We start from the raw sequence: 23,902 nt of genomic DNA, 5'->3' as shown, positions 1-23,902 counted from the left end.
ATTCATGGTGAAGAAAAAAGCGACTGGTTAGTATCTGCACGTACATGACCCGCAAAGAAACCCCTCATCGCTTTTTATCGTTTTATCCCGTGTTCTATTGTTCTTTGGTTAAAATCGTTTTCGCTATTTCCTTATCTAACGCTTCAAACTCTTCATATGAAATAGCTTCGTACAATTCGCTTCTAGTCTGCATATTAGCTAGTTCACCTTTTTGTGTACCTTGTTTTTTCATCACTTGAAAAACACGCTCGTATGCCTTAGCCGCCACTCTAAGCGACGTTACTGGATAAATAACCATGCGGTACCCCAGCTTAGCGAATTCCTCTGCTGTATAATAAGGAGTTTTCCCAAATTCAGTCATATTTGCTAGTAAAGGTGCCGATATACGCTGGGCAAACATACGAAACTCCTCCGCTGATTCTAGTGCTTCGGGAAATATGGCATCTGCCCCAGCCTCCACATAAGAACGTGCCCTTTCTATCGCCGCGTCCAAACCTTCTACTGACCTAGCATCAGTACGTGCGACAAGTACTAACGTTGGCGCTGCCTTTTTAATCGCGATAATCTTCTGGACCATTTCTTCTGTCGTCACAAGCTTCTTGCCATTTAAATGTCCACATTTTTTGGGAAGCTGCTGATCCTCTAGTTGCACCGCAGCAACATTAGCCTCTAGCATTTCTCTAGCAGTCCGGGCAACATTAAGAATCCCGCCAAATCCTGTATCTATATCTACTAATACTGGCAAATCAGTTGCGCGTATCAATTCCTTTGCCCGTTGAGCTATCTCAGTAGACGTGACGATTCCTAGGTCTGGCAAACCACAACTGGCCGTGTAAGCTGCACCAGATAAATAGAGCGCTGAAAACCCCGCCCGCCTTGCCATAAGAGCCGCCATCGCATCGTGTGCGCCGGGAATTTGCAAAAGATCGGGCGCATTCATCAGTTCCCTGAATTTCTTTGCTAATTCAGCTTGTGATGACGGCTGATCGACAATCCAAGCCATTTCGTTTGCCCCTCTCTATAGTAAAAATAATTCGATAAATTCAGTAACGGCCATGCTGTTTACCCTTTCTGAATCCATGCAAGCTTCTTTTATTTTACGAACCTGCTTTTGTGAATAATGTGTCCTTACATTTTCAACAAATTTTTCAATGACTTTAGGGATGGCTTCTCCCCTGCGGAAGCGGTGGCCTAATGGATATTCGCATTCTATTTGCTCAGAAGAAGACCCGTCTTTATAATGCACTTGAACAGCGTTAGCGATCGAGCGCTTACTCGGTTCTAAATAATCAATGCTGTACTGTTTATTTTCAACAACTACCATCTTATTACGTAAGATATCGATTCTTGGATCAGATGCTGCTAGGTCTTCATAATGGTCTGCATTTATATCACCAAATAGCAAGCCGATAGCCGTAATATATTGTAAGCAATGATCCCGGTCTGCTGGATTATTCAATGGACCTACCTTATCAATGATTCGAATAGCTGATTCATGCGTTGTGATTGTAATGCTGTCAATCTCATCAAAACGAGCCATTACCTCCGGATGAAGCTTGATTGCGCATTCCGCGGCTGTTTGTGCATGAAATTCGGCTGGATAGGAGACTTTGAACAGCACATTCTCCATTACATAGGCATCCAAGGGTCGAGCTAGCTTTAACTCTTGTTTATTGAACAAGACATCCTGGAATCCCCAGCCTGGTGCAGTAAGAGCTGTTGGATATCCCATTTCTCCCTTTAAGGCCATCATAGCTAGCTGAACACCTCGGCTAGTTGCATCACCAGCAGCCCAGGATTTACGTGATCCTGTATTCGGAGCATGCCTATATGTCCGTAAACTGCTATTATCAAGCCAAGCATTTGATAATGCGTTGTTTATTTCTTCACGGGTTCCTCCTAGCATCTGTGCTACCACTGCTGTTGTTGCAATTTTAACAAACAATACATGATCAAGCCCGACTCGATTCAAGCTGTTTTCTAATGCCAGCACTCCCTGAATTTCATGTGCTTTAATCATCGACTCCAGCACCTGATGTATCATTAATGGCTGTTTCCCCTCCGAGATACGTACACGGCTTATATAATCAGCAACGGCTAAAATTCCACCCAGATTATCTGATGGATGTCCCCACTCTGCCGCCAGCCACGTGTCATTGTAATCTAGCCAACGAATGATACAACCAATATTAAAAGCGCCTCTCACTGGGTCAAGAACAAAGGATGTACCTGGCACCCTACATCCATTGGGAACAATTGTCCCCGGAACAATAGGTCCAAGCAGCTTCGTGCAATCAGGATAGCTCAATGCCAAAATTCCACATCCAAGTGTATCCAGTAGGACATATCTAGCAGTCTCAAATGCTTCCAAGCTCGTAATCCTCTTATGTAAAACATAATCTGTAATTTGCTCGATCAGCTCATCTGTTTTGTTTATCTCCATATTTTTTAACAAAGTATCCTTCCCTTTCTATTTAAAATTATTTATCATGGTACGTGATGTTGGTCAGAACATCATGTAGGCGTTGCTGGCTTACACATAAAATTCCCAATCCTACCTCAAAGAACATGCCGCTCGCCTACATATTTTACACGTGGCCGGAATAGACGATTTTGTGCGTGCTGTTCAAGAACATGTGCGCAAATTCCTGCTGTTCTCGCAGCGAAAAAGATAGGTGTATACAATGGAATAGGAATCCCAAGCATCCAATACACAGGCGCTGCATAGTAGTCCAAATTCGGGTAAAGTCCCTTTTCCCTCTCCATAATCCTCTCACCGGCTTCACACATGTGGTATAAAAGATCGTCCCCTTTTATATGACATAGCTGCTGTAAGGCTCCTTTCATCATTGTCGCTCTCGGGTCCATTTTTTTCATATAGACCCGGTGACCAAATCCCATTATCTTTTCTTTGTTGGACAGCTTGGTACACAGCAGCTCCTCGAACTTGGAAATTGTCCCTGCCTTTAGCAATAAGTGCATAACAGCCTCATTTGCTCCCCCATGAAGACTGCCCTTCAAGGAAGCAACCGCCCCCGTCAAAGCTCCGTACAAATCCGATTGCGTAGAAGCGATGACCCTTGCTGTAAACGTGGAATTCGGCATCTCATGCTCGCTGTACAAAAGCAGAGACAGATCAAATATTTTTTCCTCAATCGGCGATGGCTTTCTCCCGGTGAGCATATAGAAAAAGTTAGCACTATACGGTAAATTTTTGTCTGGATGGATCGGCTCCGTTTTGGTCAGAATCCGATAACTATTAGCCACTATGCTAGGAACTTGACCTAATAACCGATAAGCCCGCTCCTTATTAACAAGCATGGAGCGATCGTCAATTCGATGATCATACCCTCCCAGAACGGAAATTCCTGTTCGCAGGCCATCCATAGCGTGTGTCTGCTCAGGCAACAGCTTTAAAACCTCAAACACCGCACTAGGCAATTCATCTCGCTCTAGCATGCTTGTTTCCAAAGAGTTTTTCTCTTCCTGATCGGGAAGCCGTCCCTCCAGTAAAAGATGAATAATATCGACATAGCTAACGGATTTAGAAAGCTCAATCAGATCGTAACCCCGAATCACGATTTCCTCTTGTATGGTATCAAGGTAGGAAATGCTTGTTTCTGTAGCCACCACACCGTCTAGCCCAGGAGAAAATTTTTCAAGCTCATTCATTCTTCTTCCTCCATTCCAAATAACTGTTCTTTGGTTAGCTTGTAGGCTTTTTCAAGGTTGCGATAGTAATCTGTTTTGACTTCCTCTGTAACGTCTTGTCGCTTGATTTCATTCCCTAATAGAGCATAAATGACTTCTAGCGAATTAGGACTTTCTATACTTAGATTGTTCATGATTGCTGTGTTGAAATAATTTCTGAAATATCCTATTGTCCCAAACAAAAAATCCCTCCTAGATTTCAAAACAGCGCAACACGCAAAAAAACAACTTCCTAAAAGAAAGTTGTTGTTAATGGGCGAAAGCGAAAAACTCAAATAAACATGTAAAAATCTTAAAATACCACATGTTTCATCGCTCGCACGTAACACCTCCTATCCTCGTAGGAACTGATGTGTGTGCTAAAACAGGCAGGTCTCCTGGCTCATGATCATCGCGATTCGAACCTTCCCATTTTCATTTGAATGAAAACAGTGGTATTTTTTCGAATAGCTCTCATTTACAGTTGCGGGACAGCGTCGGATTCGAACCGAACTTCCCTTTTAAGCAAATAACGAAGGTTATCTGCACCTGTTTCTACACATATTTGATTTTCAGCTTAAACATAACAAATAGTCTAAAAAATTACAATTATTAATTTTATATCTGTAGTGACTTTATTGCTTTGATATTATCATGTTGAACTTCTTGTACATGTATATACACTCTCTAAACAAAAAATAACCAATAGCGGCTTCATGTTCTGTTTAGCAATAAACGAATGAATGTAAAATCATAAGTCCTCATATTCTAAAAACAGGATATAAACCCAATATATTGAACAAGGATATCCCGCTGTCTTATAATCAAAAGGAATACCATAATTAGGTAAATGAAGGAGGGTATTTCTTGAAGAGTAAACAACTATCGAAAAAGAAAATATGGTGGTATAGCATAAGTATCGTTGTTACTGCTATATTACTTCTCCTCATGTGGGCAGTAATTCGGAATTGGAACATTATTCACGTGCTGAATAAGGATAAGCTTAGCTATAATTTTCAGAGCATGGACAATATTTTTCCAAGTCGCGCTATAGAAGCATCGCAGCCTGTTTTCTATTTTGATACATTACAAAAAGAGTTGCCCCAAACTTATACATACAAAGATCAAACATTAGCTATTGAAGACTTTTTGCAACGAACAAAGACGAATGGATTACTAGTGCTCAAGGATGATAAGATCGTGAAGGAATTCTATCAAAACGGTATAAATGAACAAACAAGGTTTACTTCTTGGTCAGTGGCTAAGTCATTTATCTCGGCACTTGTTGGTATCGCTCTTGATGAAGGATTCATTAAAAATGTAAATGATCCGATCACCCACTATGTGCCAGAATTGAAGGGCAGCGGCTACGATGGTGTACCGATTAAAGATATTCTGCGAATGGCTTCTGGAGTTAGCTTTGATGAAGACTATGACACCACCTTCTCAGATATAAACATGATGATGTATAAGACATTTCTATTCGATAAATCGATTAATGATTATGCACTGGGGCTACAATCTCAGCGGCCATCCGGAACTTTTCAGCATTATATCAGCATTGATACACAGGTTCTTGGCATGCTGATCAGTAAGGTTACGGGCAATCCTCCGTCCCAATATTTACAGGAGAAAATTTGGGGGCCTCTTGGAATGGAATTTAATGCTTACTGGAGTACCGATCGCCTTGGCACAGAGCTATCCTTTATGGGTCTAAACGCAACCATTAGGGATTATGCTAAGTTTGGAAGCTTATATCTTCATGAAGGAAATTGGAACGGAAAACAAATCATTTCAAAAAAGTGGGTGCAAGAGTCCACACAGATAGAAAAGCCTCAGCCTAATCACGACCCTAAGGGAGTGTTAGGCTACCAATACCAATGGTGGGAGGCTGATCCCGCAGATGGTTCCTATAGCGCTATTGGAGTCTATGGACAATTCATCTATGTTAATCCAAAGGCCAACGTAGTAATCGTCAAAACCAGCGCGGACCCTGATTACGGTAGAGCTGATTACCATGATGAAAATTTTGCTGTGTTTCAATCGATCGCGAATCATTTTAGTAAATAAACTTCATTTGCTTCCTCATACTGACGGCACGATTCTCAGCTAGTTGATTTCTTTACTACCCAATCTCTAGCTACTAGCAAATGTGGTTGAACAGAGATCGCCCACTATGAGTAAGACACTCTTTTCTCTTATATGCGAAAAGAGTGTCTTTGTCTTACCTGCCAGCTATTTCGTTTCACGATGAAGAGTATATTTTTTTAGACGAGGGGAATATTTCTTTAGCTCTAGGCGTTCGGGATTATTTCTTTTATTTTTTGTTGTAATGTAGGTACGATCTCCAGATTCTGTGCATTGCAGGGTAACTGTTACTCTCATTGGTTAAATCCTCCTGATCATTTCTATTTATTCATCCTGGCTACTAAGCATCTCGACAATAACATCACTTGTTGGCAATGGATCTTTCAACGTATTCCAGTCTGCATGCAGCTCTTCATTTGTTAAAAGGCAAGCATCTAAAGACCGGATGATCTTGCCTTGATCCAGATTAAATCCAATACATACAAGCTCATTGATACGATCTCCGAATTGAGGGTCCCATTCTTCAGCCCATTCAGGGTCTTCCGCCAGTATCTGCTGCTTCTCTTCTTCGGGTAAAGCCGACACCCAATAGCCCGCTGACTCCAATTGAATCGATGGACCTGCCTGACTAATCGTCAAAGCTATGTCATTACGGGTAGCAACCCATAGGAAGCCCTTTGCTCTCACTACATCTTCAGGCCAATCCTGAAGCCATTTATATAATCTTTCAGGGTGAAACGGAATTCTTCGGCGATAGACAAAAGAGGAGATTCCGTATTCTTCCGTCTCTGGCGTATGGCTTGGCTTTTGTAATTCTTGTAACCATCCAGCCGATTGGCTTGCTTTTTCAAAATCGAACAGCCCTGTATGAAGAATTTCTTTAGGATCGATTTTGCCATAGGAGCTTCGAATGAATTTTGCCGTTGGCTGAAGCTTACGAAGAATTTGCTCCAAATGCTGTACATCCTGTTCTCTAACCATGTCACATTTATTTACGATTAAAACATCACAAAACTCAATTTGGTCAATTAGCAATTCGACGATTTCACGCGTGTCTGTTTCATCCACTGCATGGCCGCGCTCCAATAAGCTTTCTCCTGAGGAAAAATCATGCCAAAAACGGTTCGCGTCCACTACCGTCACCATTGTATCCAGCCGGCATATACGCGAAAGATCTATCCCCATTTCTTCGTCTACATACGTGAAGGTTTGCGCTACTGGTAACGGCTCTCCTATTCCGGTGGATTCAATCAGGATGTAATCATAGCGATCTTCATTGACTAGCCGTTCGACTTCCACTAACAAATCCTCACGTAGCGTACAGCAAATACAACCGTTCGACAGCTCCACAACCTTCTCGTCTATTCTGGAAATTCCACCGCCATTCCTTATCAGATTGGAATCGATATTCACCTCGCTTAGATCGTTTACAATGACCGCTACACGAAGGCCCTCTCGATTGTGTAAAACATGATTCAAAATAGAAGTCTTACCCGCTCCAAGATATCCGCTTAATACAGTAACCGGAACCTGCTTTTCACTCATATGTAAGTACCCTTCTTTCGTACAGGTATAGAAGATAATAGATAGCATGCTAGAAATCAAATCGTAATGATTACGATTTAACCAATATACTACTGCACTCACAGCAACAAGTCAACACAAATAATAATCATTACGATTTACAAATGATAGATTTGTTATAGAAACTAGCCAATCGCGTAAAGCAAAAGACTTCCAGACTAACGAAAAAAAGCCTGTAACAACAAGTTTTTTGCTGTTACAGGCTTCCAAAGAATAGCGCTACATTTCGATATCGTTATTCAACAGATAAGATAGAATCTCTCTACATAGTCAGGCTCGCAGAAGTGGCTTTACTTACCTTAATCAAATCAGCGGGATTAAGAAAGATCTGCAAACCCCTTTTACCAGCACTAATACTAATTAGCTGGAGACTAAGAGCTGACTCGTCAATAAATAGTGGGTAATTTTTTTTGGTGCCTAGAGGTGAACACCCGCCCCGTATGTATCCCGTTAACTCTAGTATCTCTTTCATTGGCACCATTTCTACCTTCTTATTCTTACTAACGGCTGCCAGTAATTTTAAGTGAAGCTCCTTATGGGCAGGAATACAAGCCATGATAACCCCGGTCTTATCACCACGAAGTACCAGAGTTTTAAAAACCTGCTCTACTTGTAAATCAACCTGCTGAGCTACATGTTTCGCGTTTAAATGCTCCTCATCCCATTCGTACTCATGCACCGTATAGGGAACCTTATGTTTATCTAGCAAACGACAAGCATTTGTTTTATTGCTCATATCATTACACTTCCTTATAAGGGTTACCCTTATTATAGCGCATGTAAGAATTTCTTTTATTCGATTTGCCTCTTTAGTTAATAGGTCTCTTTGTAAAAAGTAGTCAATAGCCCTACTGTTTGTCCCCTATACGATTTCTATCATCATTTTCTTGCTATCAAACCCCATTGTAATCCGATCGCAATCACTAAAATACCACCTGTAAGGTAAGGTAACATCACCGGTGTCATTCCTTGTTCTAGCAATATTCCATTTGTCATCGTCCCAATGGAACCAGCAAGATAATTAATAGAGCTTAACAGGGCAATGGAAATAGTAGCATGCTCTGGACTGATTTCTACTAGTGTTTTTTGCTGGGTTGCTAAGGCCGCCCAGCCACTAGCCCCCCACAGCATCAAGACGATAGCAAGTATGGCTGACAAGGAATGAATGCTGCCCATTATGATAAAAGATACTAGCATCACGATTAATAAGTACATTAATATAACTCTGGGTTTCTTATAAAAATCCATAAGATAACCAATGATAAAGCTCCCAGTAATGCCACCGATCCCCCACATCCAAATAAACACAATCGATTGCTCAAATCCATATGCCCTAATAATAAGATCTAGGTACGTATATAAGCCTAAACTGCAAAAGCTAAGGAGCACCGTTATCATCATAACAAGCTTTATATCTTTATTTTTAAACATACGCACTCGTTCTCTGAGTGTCGGCAAACTATTTGATTGTACCTCTGGGAACTTCCACCATACAGCTACGATTCCTACTACACCAATCCATACAATAAACCACATAGTCATCCGCCATTCAAAGATAGCGGAAATATAAATCCCCAAAGGGACGCCTATTACCGTTCCCGCACTCATGCCTAGCAAGATTGTACTTAACGCCCTCCCCCTTTGCTTTTCCTCAACTAAGGAAACGGATGCTGATGAGGCTAATGGCGCGTATAGCCCTGCCCCTATCCCCGCTAGTCCTCTTGAAATCAATAAAAGGATAAACTGATGCGTAACCGCAGTAATAAAATTAGCAAGTGTGAATATTGATAAAGCCGTTACTAATGTATATTTCGCATTTGTTTTGCTCATGAAGGTTGCAAATACAGGAGCTGCAATCGCATAGCATAAGGTAAATACGCTAACAGTTTGTCCTGCGACCCCAATAGATACACGAAAGTCTTCAGCGATACTAGGTAAAATTCCAGCCATAACATAAGCATCCACACCTAGTGCGAACATACCCAACAGCAATAAATATATCCTTCTCAATGGTAATCACCCTTTTTCTTTGATGTCCAATTCTTATCCTATCGGGTATAGTCATATTAGTGAAATTAATAATATGCATAGAAGGTATGAGGATAACTTATGACGATAGCTAGATATGAGGTATTACAAAAGGTTGTTGAGTTAGGGAATTTTACACGAGCTGCTGAACAGCTTAACATGACTCAATCAGCAGTCAGCCATGCTATTGCGAGTTTAGAAAAAGAGTTTGGCTATCCTTTGCTACACCGAAATAAGCAAGCAGAAATTAGCCAGACTGCATTTGCTGATCGAATCCTGCCGCATATACAGCAGATTCTCAAGAGCGAGGCTATTATTAAGCAGGAATTATCGATTCAAAATAATCAACTCGAAGGCACTCTAAAAATAGGGGCCTTTACAAGCGCGGCATCACAGATCTTACCCGCCATGCTGGCCAATTTAAAAAAGACCTATCCTGGTGTAAAAGTCATTTTATTTGAGGGCACATATGGGGAAATCATGGAGTGGATTGTAAACGGAACCGTAGATATTGGCTTTATTGTTGATGCTCCTATCAATCACCGTTTGAACGTGATACCCGTAAAAAAAGATGAATTAGTCTTGGGTTTGCCTAAAAACCACACCCTTTGTCAGCACAAAGTCGTCGATATTAAAGAAATAGCTGGTATGGACTTTATCATGCCAAAAGGCCCTTATCAGACATTCGTTTTAGAAAATTTAACCGCTCATCAGGTACGTCCCCATGTCATTTTAGAGGTTCTTCATTGTGAAACGATCGTCAACATGGTCTCTCAAGGTATCGGGATTACGATGGGGCCTGAGCTATTTTTCAAATCGCATAAGAATATTGAAATAAGGAAGGTAAAGCAAAAGAAATATCGGCAAATCTACTTGGCTTTTAAAGAAGTAACACCTATTGGTAATGCCTTTTGTCTATGTAATCAGTTACAGCATGCGTAATATGTCTATCCTGATTTCCCCTCTCTTCCTATCGTTTCTCACAAAATTGGTTGCTTGATCGTTATATGTGCAAACCGAAACGTGGAGAGGATTTGCATGCAGGAAGTAACTTGTATTGTTGTTGGTGGAGGTTATGCTGGTATTAATGCCATCAAAGCCATTCGGAAAGCCTTTGCAGAAGTCAATTCTTACACCCTTCTCCTAATTCTGATTGACAAACAGCCACACCATCTGCGAAAGGTATTACTGTTCAAACCCGCCGCATGTATGAATTACAAACGAGGTACTGAATTCATAATGCTTTTACCACAGATCAATTAAGCCGCTTCCTAAATAAAAATTGCCACTCGTAAGGCATCCGCTGGACGTCCTTAGAGTGGCACTATTTTTAGTACTGTACCATTTGATTATTTCTTCTCAGGCATTTTATGTACTACTTGTTCAAGCAGTACTGCAATTTCCGCTCTTGAAGCAGGAGCAGTTGGATTGAGGTTTTTACCGTCTCCTTTTACAATCCCTTCTGCCACTAATGCACTGATAGCTTCCTTCGCGTTATTTTTTACTTGATTAGAATCGGCAAAGCGATTCAGCTCAGCCGCTTCACCCTTTTTCAGCTCCATACCGGACTTAATCATGGCCTGATACAAGATAACCATTAGATCTTGTCTTGTAATAGGCGTGTCTGGATTGAACTGTTCACCCTCGAAGCCCTGAATGATTCCTTGATCCTTCAAGCTTGTTATTGCCCCTGAATAATAGCTATCTTGTGAGACATCAGGGGTATTTCCTGCCACATCTGGCTTCAGATCAAACATTCTCATCACGATGAGAGCAAAATCTCCGCCCTTCATGGCCGCTTTTGGAGTAAATGTGTGATCAGAGGTTCCTAAAATGATTCCCTTAGAATTCAACAGCTCGATTGAGTTTTGCGCCCACTTATGGTTTTTTAAATCATCAAACGTTCTTGTTGTCGAATTGCCTTCTTTTTCGACTTTAGCAGGATTTTGGGTTCCTTGGTTATTTGTTGGTGGTGTTGGCGTTGTTGCTGTTGTTGGCGTTGCCGTATTTTTATTTTGATCCGTATCTTTGTCTCTGTCTCTATCTCTATCCTTGTCTCTATCTTTAACCTTATCCGTCTCTTTATCTGGTTCCTTCTCTTTATCCCTCTCCGGTTCCTTATCTCTATCTTTCCCCGGTTCTTTATCTCTATCTTTCTCTGGTTCCTTATCTCTATCTTTCCCCGGCTCTTTATCTCTATCTTTCCCCGGCTCTTTATCTCTATCTTTCCCCGGCTCTTTATCTCTATCTTTCTCCGGTTCCTTATCTCTGTCTTTCTCCGGCTCTTTATCTTTATCTTTCTCCGGCTCTTTATCTCTATCTTTCTCCGGCTCTTTATCTCTGTCTTTCTCCGGTTCCCTATCTCTATCTTTCTCCGGCTCTTTATCTCTATCTTTCTCCGGTTCCTTATCTCTATCTTTCTCGGGCTCTTTATCTCTGTCTTTCTCCGGCTCTTTATCTCTATCTTTCTCCGGTTCCTTATCTCTATCTTTCTCCGGCTCTTTATCTTTCGCCTCGCCATCTGTACCTAAATCCGGCTTGCTTTCTTTTTCTTTGTCAGTAACCGTTTTTACCGCTATCTTTAATTCTTTTACACCTTCTTGAAGGGCATCGAATGTAATCTTGCTTCCTTGAGCGTTTACCTGATAGGCATATGCTATTCCGTAATCTGCTGCTAGGCGATTTGCTACCTTCTGGGCAACAGCCGCGGTATCATCATTTGCCTCTACCGGAACAGCAATTTGCTTATTGATTTTGCCATCAGCAATCTGGACAACAAGATTTCCCGCTGTATCTGCACCTTTATTTACTTGAGTGCTGAACTTAGCCTTTTGTCCAACAAATCCAAAGGTTCCTTCCGTTCTCGTCTCCAGCTCGCCCCATGTCAGCCCTTCAACCGCTGAGCCATTTCCATTATCTACTACATTAAGAATGACATTAGCGCTGTTACCTGTTCCTGGCTTTTGCTTCATGATAATTCCCGCTGGTGACGCAGAGGTGATAACTTCATAATTTCTGCCCTCAGGATGATGTAATAGAGCTGCTTTCAACACATTTTCTATTTCGGCCAGCACATCTTTATTCTTCCAGCCCACATATAGCTTGTGGTTTAATGCTAATTTGCGTCCTAAGTAGTCAACTGTATTTACTTCCTCATTATTGATGTACATTTGTAACACCAAAAGAGCCGTTCCAGGTCCATTGATGGGTTGTCCATTCGAGCCTGTGACATCTCCAGACAAAGGTAAGAAATATTCACCAAGCACCTCAGTCGTATCTCGTCCTTGCCTCTCGATAGCTACATCACTCATCGTAACTCCCACATTTACCGTCGGTTCAATCTTCGCATCAACCTTAACGTTAACTTGTGCCTTGACACCGTTACCTTTTACTCCATCAGGAAGATTGATCAACGCTCCCGTTATCGTAAATGCCTGTTCCTTAGCATTACCTTTTTCATAGCTAATGTGATGTAAATCCCACTGCACATCTGCCTTGATGCTAGTACCATCAGATAATACGACTGTTACTTGCTTTGGCAGGTGTAGCGCTTCTAGTGAAGCATTCGTACCGCTAACGATTCCGGTAATGTCTGCTATCGGATTCAACGACTGCACATAACGCATTGCGTTAACTGAAAGATTAGCAATTACCTTTTCACTAGGTTGAGCAACACCGGCTGGCAAGTGAACTAGTGTGCCCTTAACCTCCACTGCTTGTTGTTGTTCATTGGCTGGGTCATAATTTGAAGCCGTTAGCTCCCATGTGACATCCACTTTTTCCTTTTTCCCGTTACTTAACGTCACATTTACTTGCTGCGGCAGATAAAACGCAAGTGCTGTTTTGCTAATGCCGTTAGGTACTTGTGCCACCTGTACAGGATCAAGCTTTGTAACCTGAACGGCAGCATCCACTTTTACCCTCGCCTCCGCTTGTACCCCATTTGGATTTTGTAAACCAGCCGGAATATTTTTTACTGTACCAGCCACGGTAAAAGTCTGCTCCGCTGTATTGCTAGGGTCATACGTACTGCCATCTACATTCCATTCGATTGGCACCTGAGCCTTGCTACCGTCACTCAATTCGACTTCTATTTGTTCAGGCAAGCCTAGCGCTGCTTCTGTTTTTTTTGTACCATTCAAAACATTATTAATTGCTACAGGCTCAAGCTTAGTGATTGTACGTGCATCTTTGAAGGTAACATTTATTTTGGCCTTAACAGCATTGCTATTAGCAATTCCCGCAGGCAAACCAGATCGACTCCCCAAATTACCTAAGAATTGAACCGTATGGGCACTCGGATTGTTTTCGTCATAATCTCCATGTTCCCAAGAAACATCAACTGATTGGGTTGTACCATCATCTAGGGTTACATCTACGCTATTTGGTAACCCCAACTGATAAAAGCTTGTGCCATTTTCTTTTTCGAGAATGTCAGCTAACGGCTTCACACTTACAATCTGCTTTGCTGCCGATACCGTAATTTTCGCTGTCGCTTTCATATTCTTGGTGTTCGTTATGCCTTCTGGAAGAGCTGAACTATAAGAAGTTCCACGTAACGCTCCCTCGACCGTGAATGTTTGACTGTTCACCTCGTCAGGATTGTACTGGTCAAAGTTCCAGCGGACGAATAATTCTATTTGTTTACCGTTGCTTAATTGAACCATGACATTACTTGGTAAACTAAAATGATATGCAGGTGTCCGATTCAGGAAAGTTGATTCTGGAATGTCTTCTACCGATTCGATTTCGATCGTGGTAGCCTTTGGCTTTTGATCTGTTTCTTCTGGAATTGGTTGAGATGTTGGAGTGGGCACTGGACCTAGTCCTTCTTCATTCTGAGTTCCGTCGAGGTCGATCTGACTTTCACTTTCTTCAGACTGAACTGTTGAGCTGTCCACATCTGATTCTTTTTCAGTCTTAGGTACCTGGCTGGTTACTGTATCTAAAATTTCTTCGCCTTGAGTACCCGAGCCGCTTGTTATACTTTCACTTTTTGTCCCTAATTTAGAGCCATCCTTTTTATCCTCTACGGTCATTTGTTTCGCTTCTTGTCCGTCTTGTATCAGATTCTGCTCTACTGCCGCAGACACATAAGACGGTAACCCTAAAGACGTCAAAAGACTCGTAGAAACTAGAACATGAAAAATCGCCTTTTTCTGTATCATTTTGTTTACTCCCCTGTTTAATATCAACAAAGAACCATGATAATGATAATTATTATCAATAAATTTTAAACAAATTATTCAATATTTTTTAAAATCTGTCAATCCTTTTTTAGAAATGAAACTTTACATAGCACTTACCTTACCAATATGTATCAGTTCACCACTGATCTATTATTTACCGTCATACGATCAGATTTTGATATCTTCTTCTGCGCAAAAGCAGGCACGCGTTGAAACAATTGGTCTAGACTAAACAAATAGGTGTACGAACCGCTGAGCAATAAACCAAAAGCACTGGTATAAAGAACGAGACTAAGTAGATTCATGTTACCTGACAAAATGAAATTGATATGCATAAATAAACAAATCAGAATGCTTGGCAGCGTACATAAACCAACAATCAACAGAATGCCTATTACAATTTGGACAACCGGAATCACATAATTATAAAAATCAACATAAGGAATACATAAGTGCTTGATAAACTCCTTGTAAAACTCGGGCACATTCGGTTTCGTTAGCGCCGTTTCTAAATAGTCCTGTAAAAAGACACTCGGCTCCCGAAACCAGCCCTTATCAGTAATCTTGGTCACCCCAGCTAACAACCACCCTCCTCCAAAGGCCATTCGCATTAGAACAACAAGAAAGGGAAAAATGTACTGCTTGATAGAATGAGAAAAATTCATTCAGTAAGACTCCTCACTTCTTTTAATTGAAAACGATTATTATTATCATTATTTTGGTCATAATTGTCAAGGCTTGTTTTCCTTGCTAAATGAGGCCTCTTTTGCAATATTTTTGGAATATATTAGGCTGTAAAAACAAAGCGGGGATTATGTTTTCTCAAGCGATATATAGATAACGGAGTCATTACTCCGGGTATGGGTATGTTATTTTTTGTTCACTAGCCGTTTTATAAAGGGAGGATTACTTATCTAAAATACATGCTTCCAAATCCCTGAAAAATTTAATATTTAGTCTTTCGTTTGTATTTATATGCAACAAAAAAGTCGAGGCTATACAGGATGAATTTCCTGTTTTCCACTCGACTTGTCAGCAACAGATTAAGTATAAAAATTGATATTTTGAGCTTGCGTCACAATAAAAAACGGAAGTCTTTTATACTTCTTACCAATTACAAATAACTTCTCCTAACAATGCACCAATACACTTGCTTTTAGCAGTTAAGTATCACACGACTGGTCTGGGGTCTTTAATCAAAATCCCGCGCTTGGCATAAAAGCGAGCAAATTCTTCACAGCTAAGATGCACATTCTCCTGACTAGCAACTGTGTTGCCAGACGGATTGTGGAAGATGAGCTCCCGACGCTTAGCATCTCTTCCGAACACATACACCAGATGCCCCCCTTGGTTGGGCGGTGTCACCTCTGGCGTCCGAATCGTAGGGTGGACGGAAGCCATGTACACATAGCCCTGGTCAAGTAGATCATAAATCTCTTCAATGGGAGTATGCTCCTTCACCTCGGCTTGGAGCCCATATTTTTCGGCTATAAAAGACACAAACGGACGGTAGAACAAGCCTTTAATACTTCCATCCTCCTGAACCACATAGCCACCATAATCCCGGCACTGCTTCATCAGTTCAAGCGTTGAGATAATCCGATCCTGCCAATCGGCAAGCAGCATTTTTAAACAAGCCATCCCGCAAATATGGAAGCTCCACCGTGCATACTCATCCCGATCAATTGCTCCAGACAAGTGCCATAAGGGATCATCAGCAGGATGTAATTTGCCGGATAAAAAGTCCGATACTAACTGACGAGACTCCCATTGTGAAAAGTAAGGTACTGCCTTCATGTTCATCCCTGCTTTCTGTTGAAGCTGTTTCTGTTACTCTATTTATTTCATAGGGAGGGCTTCGGAAGCAACTGTATTTTTAATGGGCACTTTATTTTTATTATGTAATTTTATTTTTACTGAATTAAAATGCTGTTGTTGAGACTAAAGGTAACCATTCATCCAAAAGGGTAATCAATTATTTTTAAAAATTTCTTTCATTACTCTAAGGGACTATTCTTTTTTTCTAACGCATTAGAAAGTTCTTTTAGTACTTTTACAAGCTCATCATTTCCCTTTTGTTTAATGAAATTCCTTTGTCGAAGAATCTGAAGAATATTCAGCAAAAAATAAACGCCAAAGCTTATTAAAAATATCTTCAACATATACTCAACTATGAATATGATCATCTTCTCAACCACTCCTTGAAAAAAATAGATATATTAAGTTCCTCTGCAGAATATATAGCTGAACAAGCAGAAATGTAAAACGTCTTTCTCATCTAAGAGAGGCGCTTTTTATATTCAAAAATAAAGGGGCTACAGTTCCCTATCCTAATTTGAAAGGAATAAATCATGATAATAAAAGCACAAACGTCCGATTTTAGATTCAGACGTTTGGTTTACTTTTTATAATCTAAAGATGTTTTTTCAAATAGGGAAACATAGGTAATTTACTAGCTCTTCTTAAAACCTGCATTACCTTTTCCTTATTGGTGGTTCTCCCTTCAACGTGAAGAAGTGGAATCATTTTGGTACATAAGTCTTCTAAATCGGGAATGGAAGCACCAGCCTCTACAGCGGATTTTACATGACCATGATGCTCTCTTAGTACATCTAAAATCTGATTGGTCTAGTTCTCATTTAACCCTTCTGAAATAACATAATCCCACAAGGCAAACGTTTCTGGATCTACTGCAAACTCCCTCATCAAGTTTAGATAAAACTCTAACCTTTCTACCCTTTGTTCCAAAGCCTCTTTAGTCATTTGCTTTATCCCTCTTTAAGAGTTTTCATAACAAAAATTCAGCTACAACGCTGATGCAATCCTTTTTATATATCGTTAGGTGTTAAAGAGCGTACATTTACCCTTGCCTTTACAGCACTCCCTTTTGTTCCAGCAAATCTAAGTCTATACTCACCCTCGCCGTAATATTTATTGGTTTTCGGAACCACATACTCAACTACTTCACCAGCTTTCACAGGCTCGATACCCCAAATTTCTGTACCGTCCTCAGAAAGAAGTTCTAGCCGGAAACTTTTGCTCCCCGTATTCTCCACGTGTATTCGTAGGTGTGGGTACTTGCCATTATGAGAAGAGTAATCGAAGACAAAGGAACCTTGACCAGATTTATAACTGACATCCTCATCTTTGGCAATTGAAACGTAAGGCACTATTGCGTTTCCATCAATATTTCCTTTACTTGCTACAGCACTAGAAACCTTTGGCTTCGTAATATGATCAGAATTAACGTTAGTAGAAACTTCTTGTGAAACGGTAGGAGCAATTGGATGAGCGTTAGCACCAGTGACTACTACAGCTGTAATGAATAACGCAACAGGAACGGAATATAAATTTCTAATTTTTTTCATTGTTTTTATCTCCTTCCCTTTGTATAAGTGTATTTTACCAAAAATATAATCATTTTACATTATTAGGGATATTTATTATTCTAGTTATCTTCAATGAATAGCTGAACACGGCTCATTCATTCTAAAATGATTTCCGTCGTACAACTTATCACATGTGAGACAACTATTTTTTTAATGAATCAGCTTGGAGAGAAAGTGGACTAACTAAGTAAGGAAACAATTTGTTTGGTATTAAAGGAACAGGCTATATCTTGGGAGCTGGCTGATCGGTAAGGGTTGTAAGTAGAAAGGAACGGGAGGAATAGCAGAAAACGCTAAAAGAAGCTAAACCTCTATTATTGATATTATCCCCTTTTAGTAGACAGTAAGAAGTAAGACCCCTTACTGTATTAACTAGGAGGGGAATTTTCTATGGGGAAAATTAGAAAAACATATTCAAAGGATTTTAAATTAAAAGCCGTACAGCTCTATTTGAACGGTGAACAAGGGTACAAAACACTTACAAGGGATCTCGGCATTAGTGATCCTTCTATTTTAAGAGGATGGGTTAATCATTATAGAAAGGAAGGTATACAGGGACTAGATGAAAACCGCGGGAGAACAAAAAATCCTCTTAGAGGAAGACCACGAACAAGGCCAGAGAGTATGGAGGAAGAGATAGTTCGATTACGCGCAGAGAACGAATTCTTAAAAAAGTGGCTAGGTCTAGAAAAGAGGTGAAACCGAAAGATAAACGCTGTTTTTTCGAGCTTATTAAAGAATTGTCTAAAAAGTATTCTATTACTTTATTGTGTAAAATTACGAAAGTATCTCGTAGTGGTTTTTACAAGTGGCTTTCTCGTGAGAAACACCCCACCTCAAAACAATTGGTAAATGAAAAATTAAGAAGAATGATCATGGAGTGTTAAAAGAGGTCAAAGGCATTTACGGGTATCCCCGAATAAAAGTGTGGTTATTTAGAAGGTACGGATTAAAAGTCAATCATAAACGTGTATATCGCATCATGAAGGAACTTGGGATACAAGCGCTAATCCGTAAAAAACGAAAATTCTTTGGGCGCAAAGAGAAGGTTGTTATCTCCGAAAACAAGCTGAATCGAAATTTTTGCGCCTCACGGCCAAATGAGAAATGGGCTAATGTTATCGTTTTTTATTTTTCCTATTTACAACTATTATTCATATAATGACAATCAGAATGACACCAAGAATTATTAAACCAGAAACGCCGAATCCTGACATTGGGTTCTCTCCTCTCAAAAAAATAGTTACTTTCTAACATAATATAACTATTTTATACGTATTTTGTTTTATTTTCCAGTACCTTCAAATTTCAAGAGTTCCTGAATCATTTTTTACAGTGCTAGATGGAGTGATTGTATAATAGGCAACTAATGTTTGGCGGTCAAGTCAAGCATTCCTGCGAGTATGCCCCCTTTTAAAAAGCATTAATTGCAAAACGATTTTATCTCAACTCATCCTTCAAAGGTACAATGACTTCATCTAACGTCTTTCTCCACTGACGCTTCATTTCTGGTCCATATTTTAACGGTTTTGCATCTGGGTGTACGGCTTTAAACTTATCAAATTGCTTGCTGTCAATAATTCCCCCGATATTTGGAATAGGCTCTGATCCTATTACATATTGAACAGCAGATGAATGCAGCTCTCCTTCATCCACAAACCAAGCTTTCGCAAATTCTCCAATCGCTTTATTATAGGATTCGGTGAAGAAACGTCGTTTCACTACAAAAGTATCTTCCTCTGAATTTATTTCTTTGGCATCAATGGCATTTAAAATCGCACGGTATACCGCTTTAACAATTTCTGATTTTTTCAGTTTTTGAAGTACTTTTTCGATCTCGTCACGGATATTCTGATTATTGGCTGAGTACGTTTCTAATAATCGGTCAATATAGGTTGAGTCAATATCATAGATCTTAATCGCATTTTCTCCATAGAATTCAATGTCTGAGAAATCTGGTCCTCCTGGTCTATCACCGTCTCTTTCATCGACTAGCGATCCCTTAACCGTGTTGTACACGCCAATATATTCTTCTAAGGTCTTTACCTGATCTTGGAGTGCTTTTGATTTCTCCATTTCATCGTTATAATCATCATACGTAACTAAAGCTTCGTAGGAATTATTTAACTCTTGAAAAGCTTTCACAAATTCAATCCGAGTTTCAAGTGGAGAGTGCTCGTCAATGTCGGTTGGATTTGGCACCAGTTTTTTCAATGTTTTATGAGCCTTTTGGAATCGTTTCTTCGATTCATCATAAGTTGGATAAACAAGATTAGATTCCTCTTGTGCTTGAGAATATAACTTCGTCGCCTCTTCTACATTATGTTCCATTGTCGAAGGTTTTCGGAATGTTACAATCAATCCTTTTTTCTTTCCAGGATAGGTACGATTGGTCCGAGAAAAGGCTTGGATCAAATTGGCATAACTTAAATTTCGATCCACAAATAACGTTTGAATTGTGGGTGCATCGAATCCAGTCAATAAGCGATCCACAACAATAACAAGGTCAATTTGTTTCCCAAATTCTTTGAATTCTGCTTTCTTACGAGCTAAACGATTGTTGATATCACCATTATATCGTTCAATATCTTCTATCGACCAAGCTGTATTATAATAATCGTTATAGTCCTTAATAATTTCTTTCATTTCATCTTGAATTTGTTTGGAATTATCTTCGTTTTCTTGTATCGAATAGGTGACGGCAATCCGAGGGAAGTCCGGATCTTCAATCGTACGCCCTGTTCGGATCGGATGTCCAGCAAATTCTTTCGTCAACCATTCTGGATCTTTGGTCATTTCCTTGATTGCCTTATAGTAGCGTTTCGCCATATCAATGGAACTTGTTGTTAAGATGGCAGACTTTTGCGGGCGACCGTTTTGGAAATCAAATTTGATATAGGCATTATCTGGTCGAAAAATCTTATGAATGACTTTTTGAATATGATCATCACTTTCGAAAGTAGATGGTTCAAGATATGATTCCTTCTCTCTTCCATCCATTTGATCGATCATATCGTTAATTTCATCATTACTAAAATTGGCGTATTTTTCATTTAGACGAAGTTGATTAAAAATATAATTATTTAATGATGTGGGTTCAATCGTATCTTCATGCTCTACTTGGAACCCTAAAACAGCGCCATCATCTAATGCATTCTTAATGGTATAAGTGTGCAAAACTTCTCCATATTGATCACGAGTGATACGAGCTAATTGGCCTTTAGCTTGTTTTTTATTTTCATTAAATATCGGCGTACCTGTAAAACCAAACCATGTAGAATTTGGAAAGAACCCCCTAATCACTTCCATCCCTTCAGCACTTAACGCACGATGACACTCATCTACGACAAAGACAATATGTTGCCCCAGCAGTTTCTTAAAACGTTGGGTGCCTTTTTGTTCTTCTTGTCTTTGAGCATAACGCAAGGCAGCTTCCAATTTTTTGGCGAGTGGTAATAATCACTGTATTGGAATTGGTATCAGATAGTAGAGTATTACTCAGCTCTTTCGCACTTTCGGTTCCGACAATCAAGCTATTAGACTTGGCATTATCAGAAGAAATACCGGTATTAAACTCGGAAGCAAATTTGGTGAATTCTATCGTGGTTTGATTATCCAAGTCTTTTCGATCAATGAGCATTTGGGCAACCCATTGATTAAGAGTGTCACGTCAAATCGGCGATCACGATCATCAATGTTTGCCTTTTGTTTCGCAATCTGATGAACAACTTCATATGTAGAGATTCCGCCACCAATGTCTTGATTGGAATACAGCACTAAAGACATCGAACCTAAAGATACATCTTCACGTTCAATCGTAATTTGTTCAAATTGAATTGAAGCAAGTCAGTGCCAAAGATGGCGTATTCCAAGCCTATAATCAAATTAAGAAATACGCAGAAGAAGGGTTGTTTAGAAATAATATCTTTTCTACTCTTCAGGTGTTCGTCATTTCCAACGAACAAACGACTCGCTATTTTGCCAATGCGTTGCCAAAAGACATACATAAGAAATTTGTCTTTAGTTGGCGGACAACGGACAATCGAAAAGTAGAAAATCTCTATGAATTTGTGAAACAGGTCTTAAATATTCCAGATGCACATCGCTTGATTGTCAATTATACAATTGTGAGTGAGGACCAATTTGCATACTCTTGAGCATTTACACCAGGTTGTCCGGATCGTTGAGAAGTTATTTTAATAAATTCACTATTCTAGGGTGTGTACGCAAACCTACTTGAGCCAGACTCGATGGGTATAATGTATTAATTATTCACGAAATTCACACTTGTATTCCCTTGCCCTTATATACATTCTGTATTACAAATAAACTCACAGAATTCTATTTACGCATCGTTCCGACCAGAGTGTGACCTACCCCTGCTCCTATGGTTCGCATGATGTAAATACAGGCTCCTGCGAGCTTTTCTGTAAAAAACTTGCCGTTACTTATGATAGGGTTCACCTTAACGGATCTATCGGCGAAAAGTAAGAAGGAGCTGCCACAGAACATCTCATTCCAGCAAAAGTAGTTTTAGCTGTGTGTCTATGAATAGCGTTTTCGCATTGGCTGCTGTTCATTCGGACTCAGTACCGCCAGTGTTTATTACGCCTCTAGGCTCCACCAACATGATATGGCATTCCTTTTCGGCGAAAGGCTTATGATCGGCTCCCCCCGGGACAATAAACATCTCACCCTTGGAAATTTTCACTTGGCCATCACGAAAAGCAATGAACATCTCTCCTTCGAGCACAATAAATACCTTATCCGTCCCTTGATGCTCGTGCCACATAAAATCCCCAGCAATCTTAATGAGCTTAAATTGATAGTCATTTATTTCAGCAATGACTTTCGGAGACCAGAGATCGTTGAATGTAGATAGCTTCTCATTCAGATTAATAGCTTGGTAATGCATATATGAATCCCTCCTCATTTTTCTCGCCTTTTTAGAGCTTACGCAAGGCACTTGTTATATTTTGTAAAGCGTATTCGATAGCTAATGGGCCACCAGTAATAGCGGACACATCCATTAAATGAACATTTCTTTTCTTAACGGCATTGAGATTATTCCATACATTGCTTTGTTTTAAGTCATTCATTAATTTTTCCTTTTTGGTAATGTCACCGATAAGGAAAATATGGTCTGCTTCAACAGTTGATATTCCTTCAAACGTAGTAAATTTATTAGTCGTACCTTTAAATATATGGTCTGGTGTAAGTCCCAGTCCCTTCTCTTTATCAAACGCAAGTATATAGACCGGATTTCCTTCACCTAGGACATTAAACGTTTTTCCATCCCACGACAATATAAGGGCTACTGACTCTCCTTCAATCGATTTTAATGCTTCGCGCCCAGTTGTGATTTCTTTCATCATTTTATCAATGACTTTTTCCGCTTCATCTTCTTTTCCAATAATCTCGGCTACTGTACGGAGTCCATATTGCCAATCGTCATAGATGTCCTTGGATTTTAACGTAATGACTGGCGCAATCTTTCCTAGTGAATCATACATTTTTTCATGATTCTCAGTTGCTAAAATAATGTCAGGCTCTATCGATAGGATTTTTTCAATATTAGGTGATAATTTTTCTCCTAATTCATCAGCAGAATCCAGCTTTCCTTTTAAATAGGTTAAAGAAGATAGATACTCTTTTTCAGTAGAAGCAGCAGGCGGCTCACCTAATGCAATTAGTATTTCAGGATAAAAATACCATAATGAAGCAATATTCTCTGGTTGTTTCTCAATAACAATTTCTTTACCTAAGGCATCCTTAAATGTTCTTGGCCATTCAGTTGTATCTACCTTACCTGCTGTTGTAGATGCGCCTTCTGTCGTTGATCCTTTATTTTCAGCAGGTGTTTCATTACAACCTCCCAGTATGCCTGCTACTAATAACATGGAGATTAGCAGGCCTTTCATCTTTTGCATACGA

At 39.9% G+C, this 23,902-nt stretch carries 20 protein-coding genes, 2 pseudogenes and 1 riboswitch; of the genes and pseudogenes, 6 read left to right on the top strand and 16 right to left on the bottom strand.

Translation table 11 applies throughout. The features are described from left to right. Window positions 1-94: 94 nt before the first annotated feature. The 4 genes from prpB to BRLA_RS01350 all read right to left on the bottom strand — a co-directional run bounded on the left by prpB (window position 95) and on the right by BRLA_RS01350 (window position 3,893). Window positions 95-1,003, bottom strand: coding sequence for a methylisocitrate lyase (prpB, locus tag BRLA_RS01365; RefSeq protein WP_041751890.1), 909 nt, complete (start codon window positions 1,001-1,003; stop codon window positions 95-97). Between the two features lie 15 nt (window positions 1,004-1,018). Further along, complete coding sequence (gene prpD / locus BRLA_RS01360; RefSeq protein WP_423752630.1) at window positions 1,019-2,443, bottom strand: 2-methylcitrate dehydratase; 1,425 nt, start codon at window positions 2,441-2,443, stop codon at window positions 1,019-1,021. A gap of 116 nt (window positions 2,444-2,559) precedes the next feature. After that, entirely contained in the window at window positions 2,560-3,672 is a 1,113-nt protein-coding gene (gene mmgD / locus BRLA_RS01355; RefSeq protein ID WP_003333703.1) for a citrate synthase, read from the bottom strand. Beyond that, entirely contained in the window at window positions 3,669-3,893 is a 225-nt protein-coding gene (locus BRLA_RS01350; RefSeq protein WP_041751889.1) for a hypothetical protein, read from the bottom strand. The genes mmgD and BRLA_RS01350 overlap by 4 nt, the downstream gene beginning before the upstream one ends. Window positions 3,894-4,061: 168 nt before the next feature. Continuing rightward, a riboswitch (cobalamin riboswitch) is annotated at window positions 4,062-4,258 on the bottom strand. A 299-nt stretch (window positions 4,259-4,557) separates the two neighbouring features. Between BRLA_RS01350 and BRLA_RS01345 the strand changes: the two genes are divergently transcribed. After that, complete coding sequence (locus tag BRLA_RS01345; protein ID WP_003333705.1) at window positions 4,558-5,760, top strand: serine hydrolase domain-containing protein; 1,203 nt, start codon at window positions 4,558-4,560, stop codon at window positions 5,758-5,760. Between the two features lie 165 nt (window positions 5,761-5,925). Here BRLA_RS01345 and rpmG read toward each other — a convergent pair whose 3' ends face one another. The 4 genes from rpmG to BRLA_RS01325 form a co-directional block, all read right to left on the bottom strand. Further along, complete coding sequence (rpmG, locus tag BRLA_RS01340) at window positions 5,926-6,075, bottom strand: 50S ribosomal protein L33 (RefSeq protein WP_003343192.1); 150 nt, start codon at window positions 6,073-6,075, stop codon at window positions 5,926-5,928. 27 nt (window positions 6,076-6,102) lie between these two features. Continuing rightward, window positions 6,103-7,323: a GTP-binding protein gene (locus BRLA_RS01335; RefSeq protein ID WP_003333707.1), complete on the bottom strand. Its 1,221-nt coding sequence runs from the start codon at window positions 7,321-7,323 to the stop codon at window positions 6,103-6,105. 301 nt (window positions 7,324-7,624) lie between these two features. Further along, window positions 7,625-8,098 carry a Cys-tRNA(Pro) deacylase gene (gene ybaK / locus BRLA_RS01330; protein ID WP_003333708.1) on the bottom strand — a complete coding sequence of 158 codons (474 nt, stop codon included), beginning with the start codon at window positions 8,096-8,098 and terminating at the stop codon, window positions 7,625-7,627. 143 nt (window positions 8,099-8,241) lie between these two features. Beyond that, complete coding sequence (locus BRLA_RS01325; protein ID WP_003333709.1) at window positions 8,242-9,372, bottom strand: MFS transporter; 1,131 nt, start codon at window positions 9,370-9,372, stop codon at window positions 8,242-8,244. Window positions 9,373-9,471: 99 nt separating this feature from the next. Here BRLA_RS01325 and BRLA_RS01320 point away from each other — a divergent pair, with 99 nt between their 5' ends. Both BRLA_RS01320 and BRLA_RS01315 read left to right on the top strand, forming a co-directional pair. After that, on the top strand, window positions 9,472-10,332 hold the full coding sequence (locus tag BRLA_RS01320) for a LysR family transcriptional regulator (RefSeq protein ID WP_003333710.1): 861 nt from the start codon (window positions 9,472-9,474) through the stop codon (window positions 10,330-10,332). 96 nt (window positions 10,333-10,428) lie between these two features. Further along, window positions 10,429-10,653 carry a hypothetical protein gene (locus BRLA_RS01315; protein ID WP_041751888.1) on the top strand — a complete coding sequence of 75 codons (225 nt, stop codon included), beginning with the start codon at window positions 10,429-10,431 and terminating at the stop codon, window positions 10,651-10,653. Between the two features lie 86 nt (window positions 10,654-10,739). Here BRLA_RS01315 and BRLA_RS01310 read toward each other — a convergent pair whose 3' ends face one another. The 5 genes from BRLA_RS01310 to BRLA_RS01285 all read right to left on the bottom strand — a co-directional run bounded on the left by BRLA_RS01310 (window position 10,740) and on the right by BRLA_RS01285 (window position 17,947). After that, window positions 10,740-14,558 (bottom strand): Ig-like domain-containing protein, encoded by a 3,819-nt coding sequence (locus BRLA_RS01310; protein ID WP_003333712.1) that lies wholly within the window; start codon window positions 14,556-14,558, stop codon window positions 10,740-10,742. Window positions 14,559-14,710: 152 nt separating this feature from the next. Further along, window positions 14,711-15,244, bottom strand: a complete 534-nt coding sequence (locus BRLA_RS01305) for a DoxX family membrane protein (RefSeq protein ID WP_041751887.1) — start codon at window positions 15,242-15,244, stop codon at window positions 14,711-14,713. A 505-nt stretch (window positions 15,245-15,749) separates the two neighbouring features. Then, window positions 15,750-16,376, bottom strand: coding sequence for a C39 family peptidase (locus BRLA_RS01300; RefSeq protein ID WP_003333714.1), 627 nt, complete (start codon window positions 16,374-16,376; stop codon window positions 15,750-15,752). Window positions 16,377-17,207: 831 nt separating this feature from the next. Then, on the bottom strand, window positions 17,208-17,342 hold the full coding sequence (locus BRLA_RS24925; protein WP_003333717.1) for a hypothetical protein: 135 nt from the start codon (window positions 17,340-17,342) through the stop codon (window positions 17,208-17,210). Window positions 17,343-17,407: 65 nt separating this feature from the next. After that, on the bottom strand, window positions 17,408-17,947 hold the full coding sequence (locus BRLA_RS01285) for a hypothetical protein (protein ID WP_041751884.1): 540 nt from the start codon (window positions 17,945-17,947) through the stop codon (window positions 17,408-17,410). 411 nt (window positions 17,948-18,358) lie between these two features. On the opposite strand from BRLA_RS01285, the gene BRLA_RS01280 reads away from it, so the two are divergent. After that, window positions 18,359-18,667: a transposase gene (locus tag BRLA_RS01280; protein WP_003333719.1), complete on the top strand. Its 309-nt coding sequence runs from the start codon at window positions 18,359-18,361 to the stop codon at window positions 18,665-18,667. 181 nt (window positions 18,668-18,848) lie between these two features. Next, window positions 18,849-19,130 (top strand): IS3 family transposase, encoded by a 282-nt coding sequence (locus BRLA_RS25175; protein ID WP_003333722.1) that lies wholly within the window; start codon window positions 18,849-18,851, stop codon window positions 19,128-19,130. Between the two features lie 278 nt (window positions 19,131-19,408). Here BRLA_RS25175 and BRLA_RS01270 read toward each other — a convergent pair. Next, a pseudogene (locus BRLA_RS01270) lies at window positions 19,409-21,793 on the bottom strand (type I restriction endonuclease subunit R, EcoR124 family); the annotation flags it as partial. On the opposite strand from BRLA_RS01270, the pseudogene BRLA_RS01265 reads away from it, so the two are divergent. Beyond that, window positions 21,793-22,110 (top strand): annotated as a pseudogene (locus BRLA_RS01265) (type I restriction endonuclease); the annotation flags it as partial. The pseudogenes BRLA_RS01270 and BRLA_RS01265 overlap by 1 nt on opposite strands. 434 nt (window positions 22,111-22,544) lie before the next feature. Here BRLA_RS01265 and BRLA_RS01260 read toward each other — a convergent pair. After that, window positions 22,545-22,883 (bottom strand): cupin domain-containing protein, encoded by a 339-nt coding sequence (locus BRLA_RS01260; RefSeq protein WP_003333727.1) that lies wholly within the window; start codon window positions 22,881-22,883, stop codon window positions 22,545-22,547. 31 nt (window positions 22,884-22,914) lie between these two features. Continuing rightward, the gene (locus BRLA_RS01255; RefSeq protein ID WP_003333728.1) at window positions 22,915-23,898 is read right to left on the bottom strand and encodes an ABC transporter substrate-binding protein; all 984 of its coding nucleotides are present in this window, start codon (window positions 23,896-23,898) and stop codon (window positions 22,915-22,917) included. Window positions 23,899-23,902 lie beyond the last annotated feature (4 nt).

Source organism: Brevibacillus laterosporus LMG 15441, from assembly GCF_000219535.2.
GTDB classification, from domain to species: domain Bacteria; phylum Bacillota; class Bacilli; order Brevibacillales; family Brevibacillaceae; genus Brevibacillus_B; species Brevibacillus_B halotolerans.
This window is presented reverse-complemented; position numbering and strand designations above follow the sequence as displayed.

Coding starts and splice junctions, on each gene's coding strand:
- BRLA_RS01310 (WP_003333712.1), bottom strand. CDS start 14,558: ATGATACAGAAAAAGGCGATTTTTCATGTTCTAGTTTCTACGAGTCTT.
- BRLA_RS01300 (WP_003333714.1), bottom strand. CDS start 16,376: ATGAAGGCAGTACCTTACTTTTCACAATGGGAGTCTCGTCAGTTAGTA.
- BRLA_RS01260 (WP_003333727.1), bottom strand. CDS start 22,883: ATGCATTACCAAGCTATTAATCTGAATGAGAAGCTATCTACATTCAAC.
- BRLA_RS01255 (WP_003333728.1), bottom strand. CDS start 23,898: ATGCAAAAGATGAAAGGCCTGCTAATCTCCATGTTATTAGTAGCAGGC.
- prpD (WP_423752630.1), bottom strand. CDS start 2,443: ATGGAGATAAACAAAACAGATGAGCTGATCGAGCAAATTACAGATTAT.
- rpmG (WP_003343192.1), bottom strand. CDS start 6,075: ATGAGAGTAACAGTTACCCTGCAATGCACAGAATCTGGAGATCGTACC.
- mmgD (WP_003333703.1), bottom strand. CDS start 3,672: ATGAATGAGCTTGAAAAATTTTCTCCTGGGCTAGACGGTGTGGTGGCT.
- BRLA_RS01285 (WP_041751884.1), bottom strand. CDS start 17,947: ATGAAAAAAATTAGAAATTTATATTCCGTTCCTGTTGCGTTATTCATT.
- BRLA_RS24925 (WP_003333717.1), bottom strand. CDS start 17,342: ATGACTAAAGAGGCTTTGGAACAAAGGGTAGAAAGGTTAGAGTTTTAT.
- BRLA_RS01305 (WP_041751887.1), bottom strand. CDS start 15,244: ATGAATTTTTCTCATTCTATCAAGCAGTACATTTTTCCCTTTCTTGTT.
- prpB (WP_041751890.1), bottom strand. CDS start 1,003: ATGGCTTGGATTGTCGATCAGCCGTCATCACAAGCTGAATTAGCAAAG.
- BRLA_RS01320 (WP_003333710.1), top strand. CDS start 9,472: ATGACGATAGCTAGATATGAGGTATTACAAAAGGTTGTTGAGTTAGGG.
- ybaK (WP_003333708.1), bottom strand. CDS start 8,098: ATGAGCAATAAAACAAATGCTTGTCGTTTGCTAGATAAACATAAGGTT.
- BRLA_RS01280 (WP_003333719.1), top strand. CDS start 18,359: ATGGGGAAAATTAGAAAAACATATTCAAAGGATTTTAAATTAAAAGCC.
- BRLA_RS01315 (WP_041751888.1), top strand. CDS start 10,429: ATGCAGGAAGTAACTTGTATTGTTGTTGGTGGAGGTTATGCTGGTATT.
- BRLA_RS01335 (WP_003333707.1), bottom strand. CDS start 7,323: ATGAGTGAAAAGCAGGTTCCGGTTACTGTATTAAGCGGATATCTTGGA.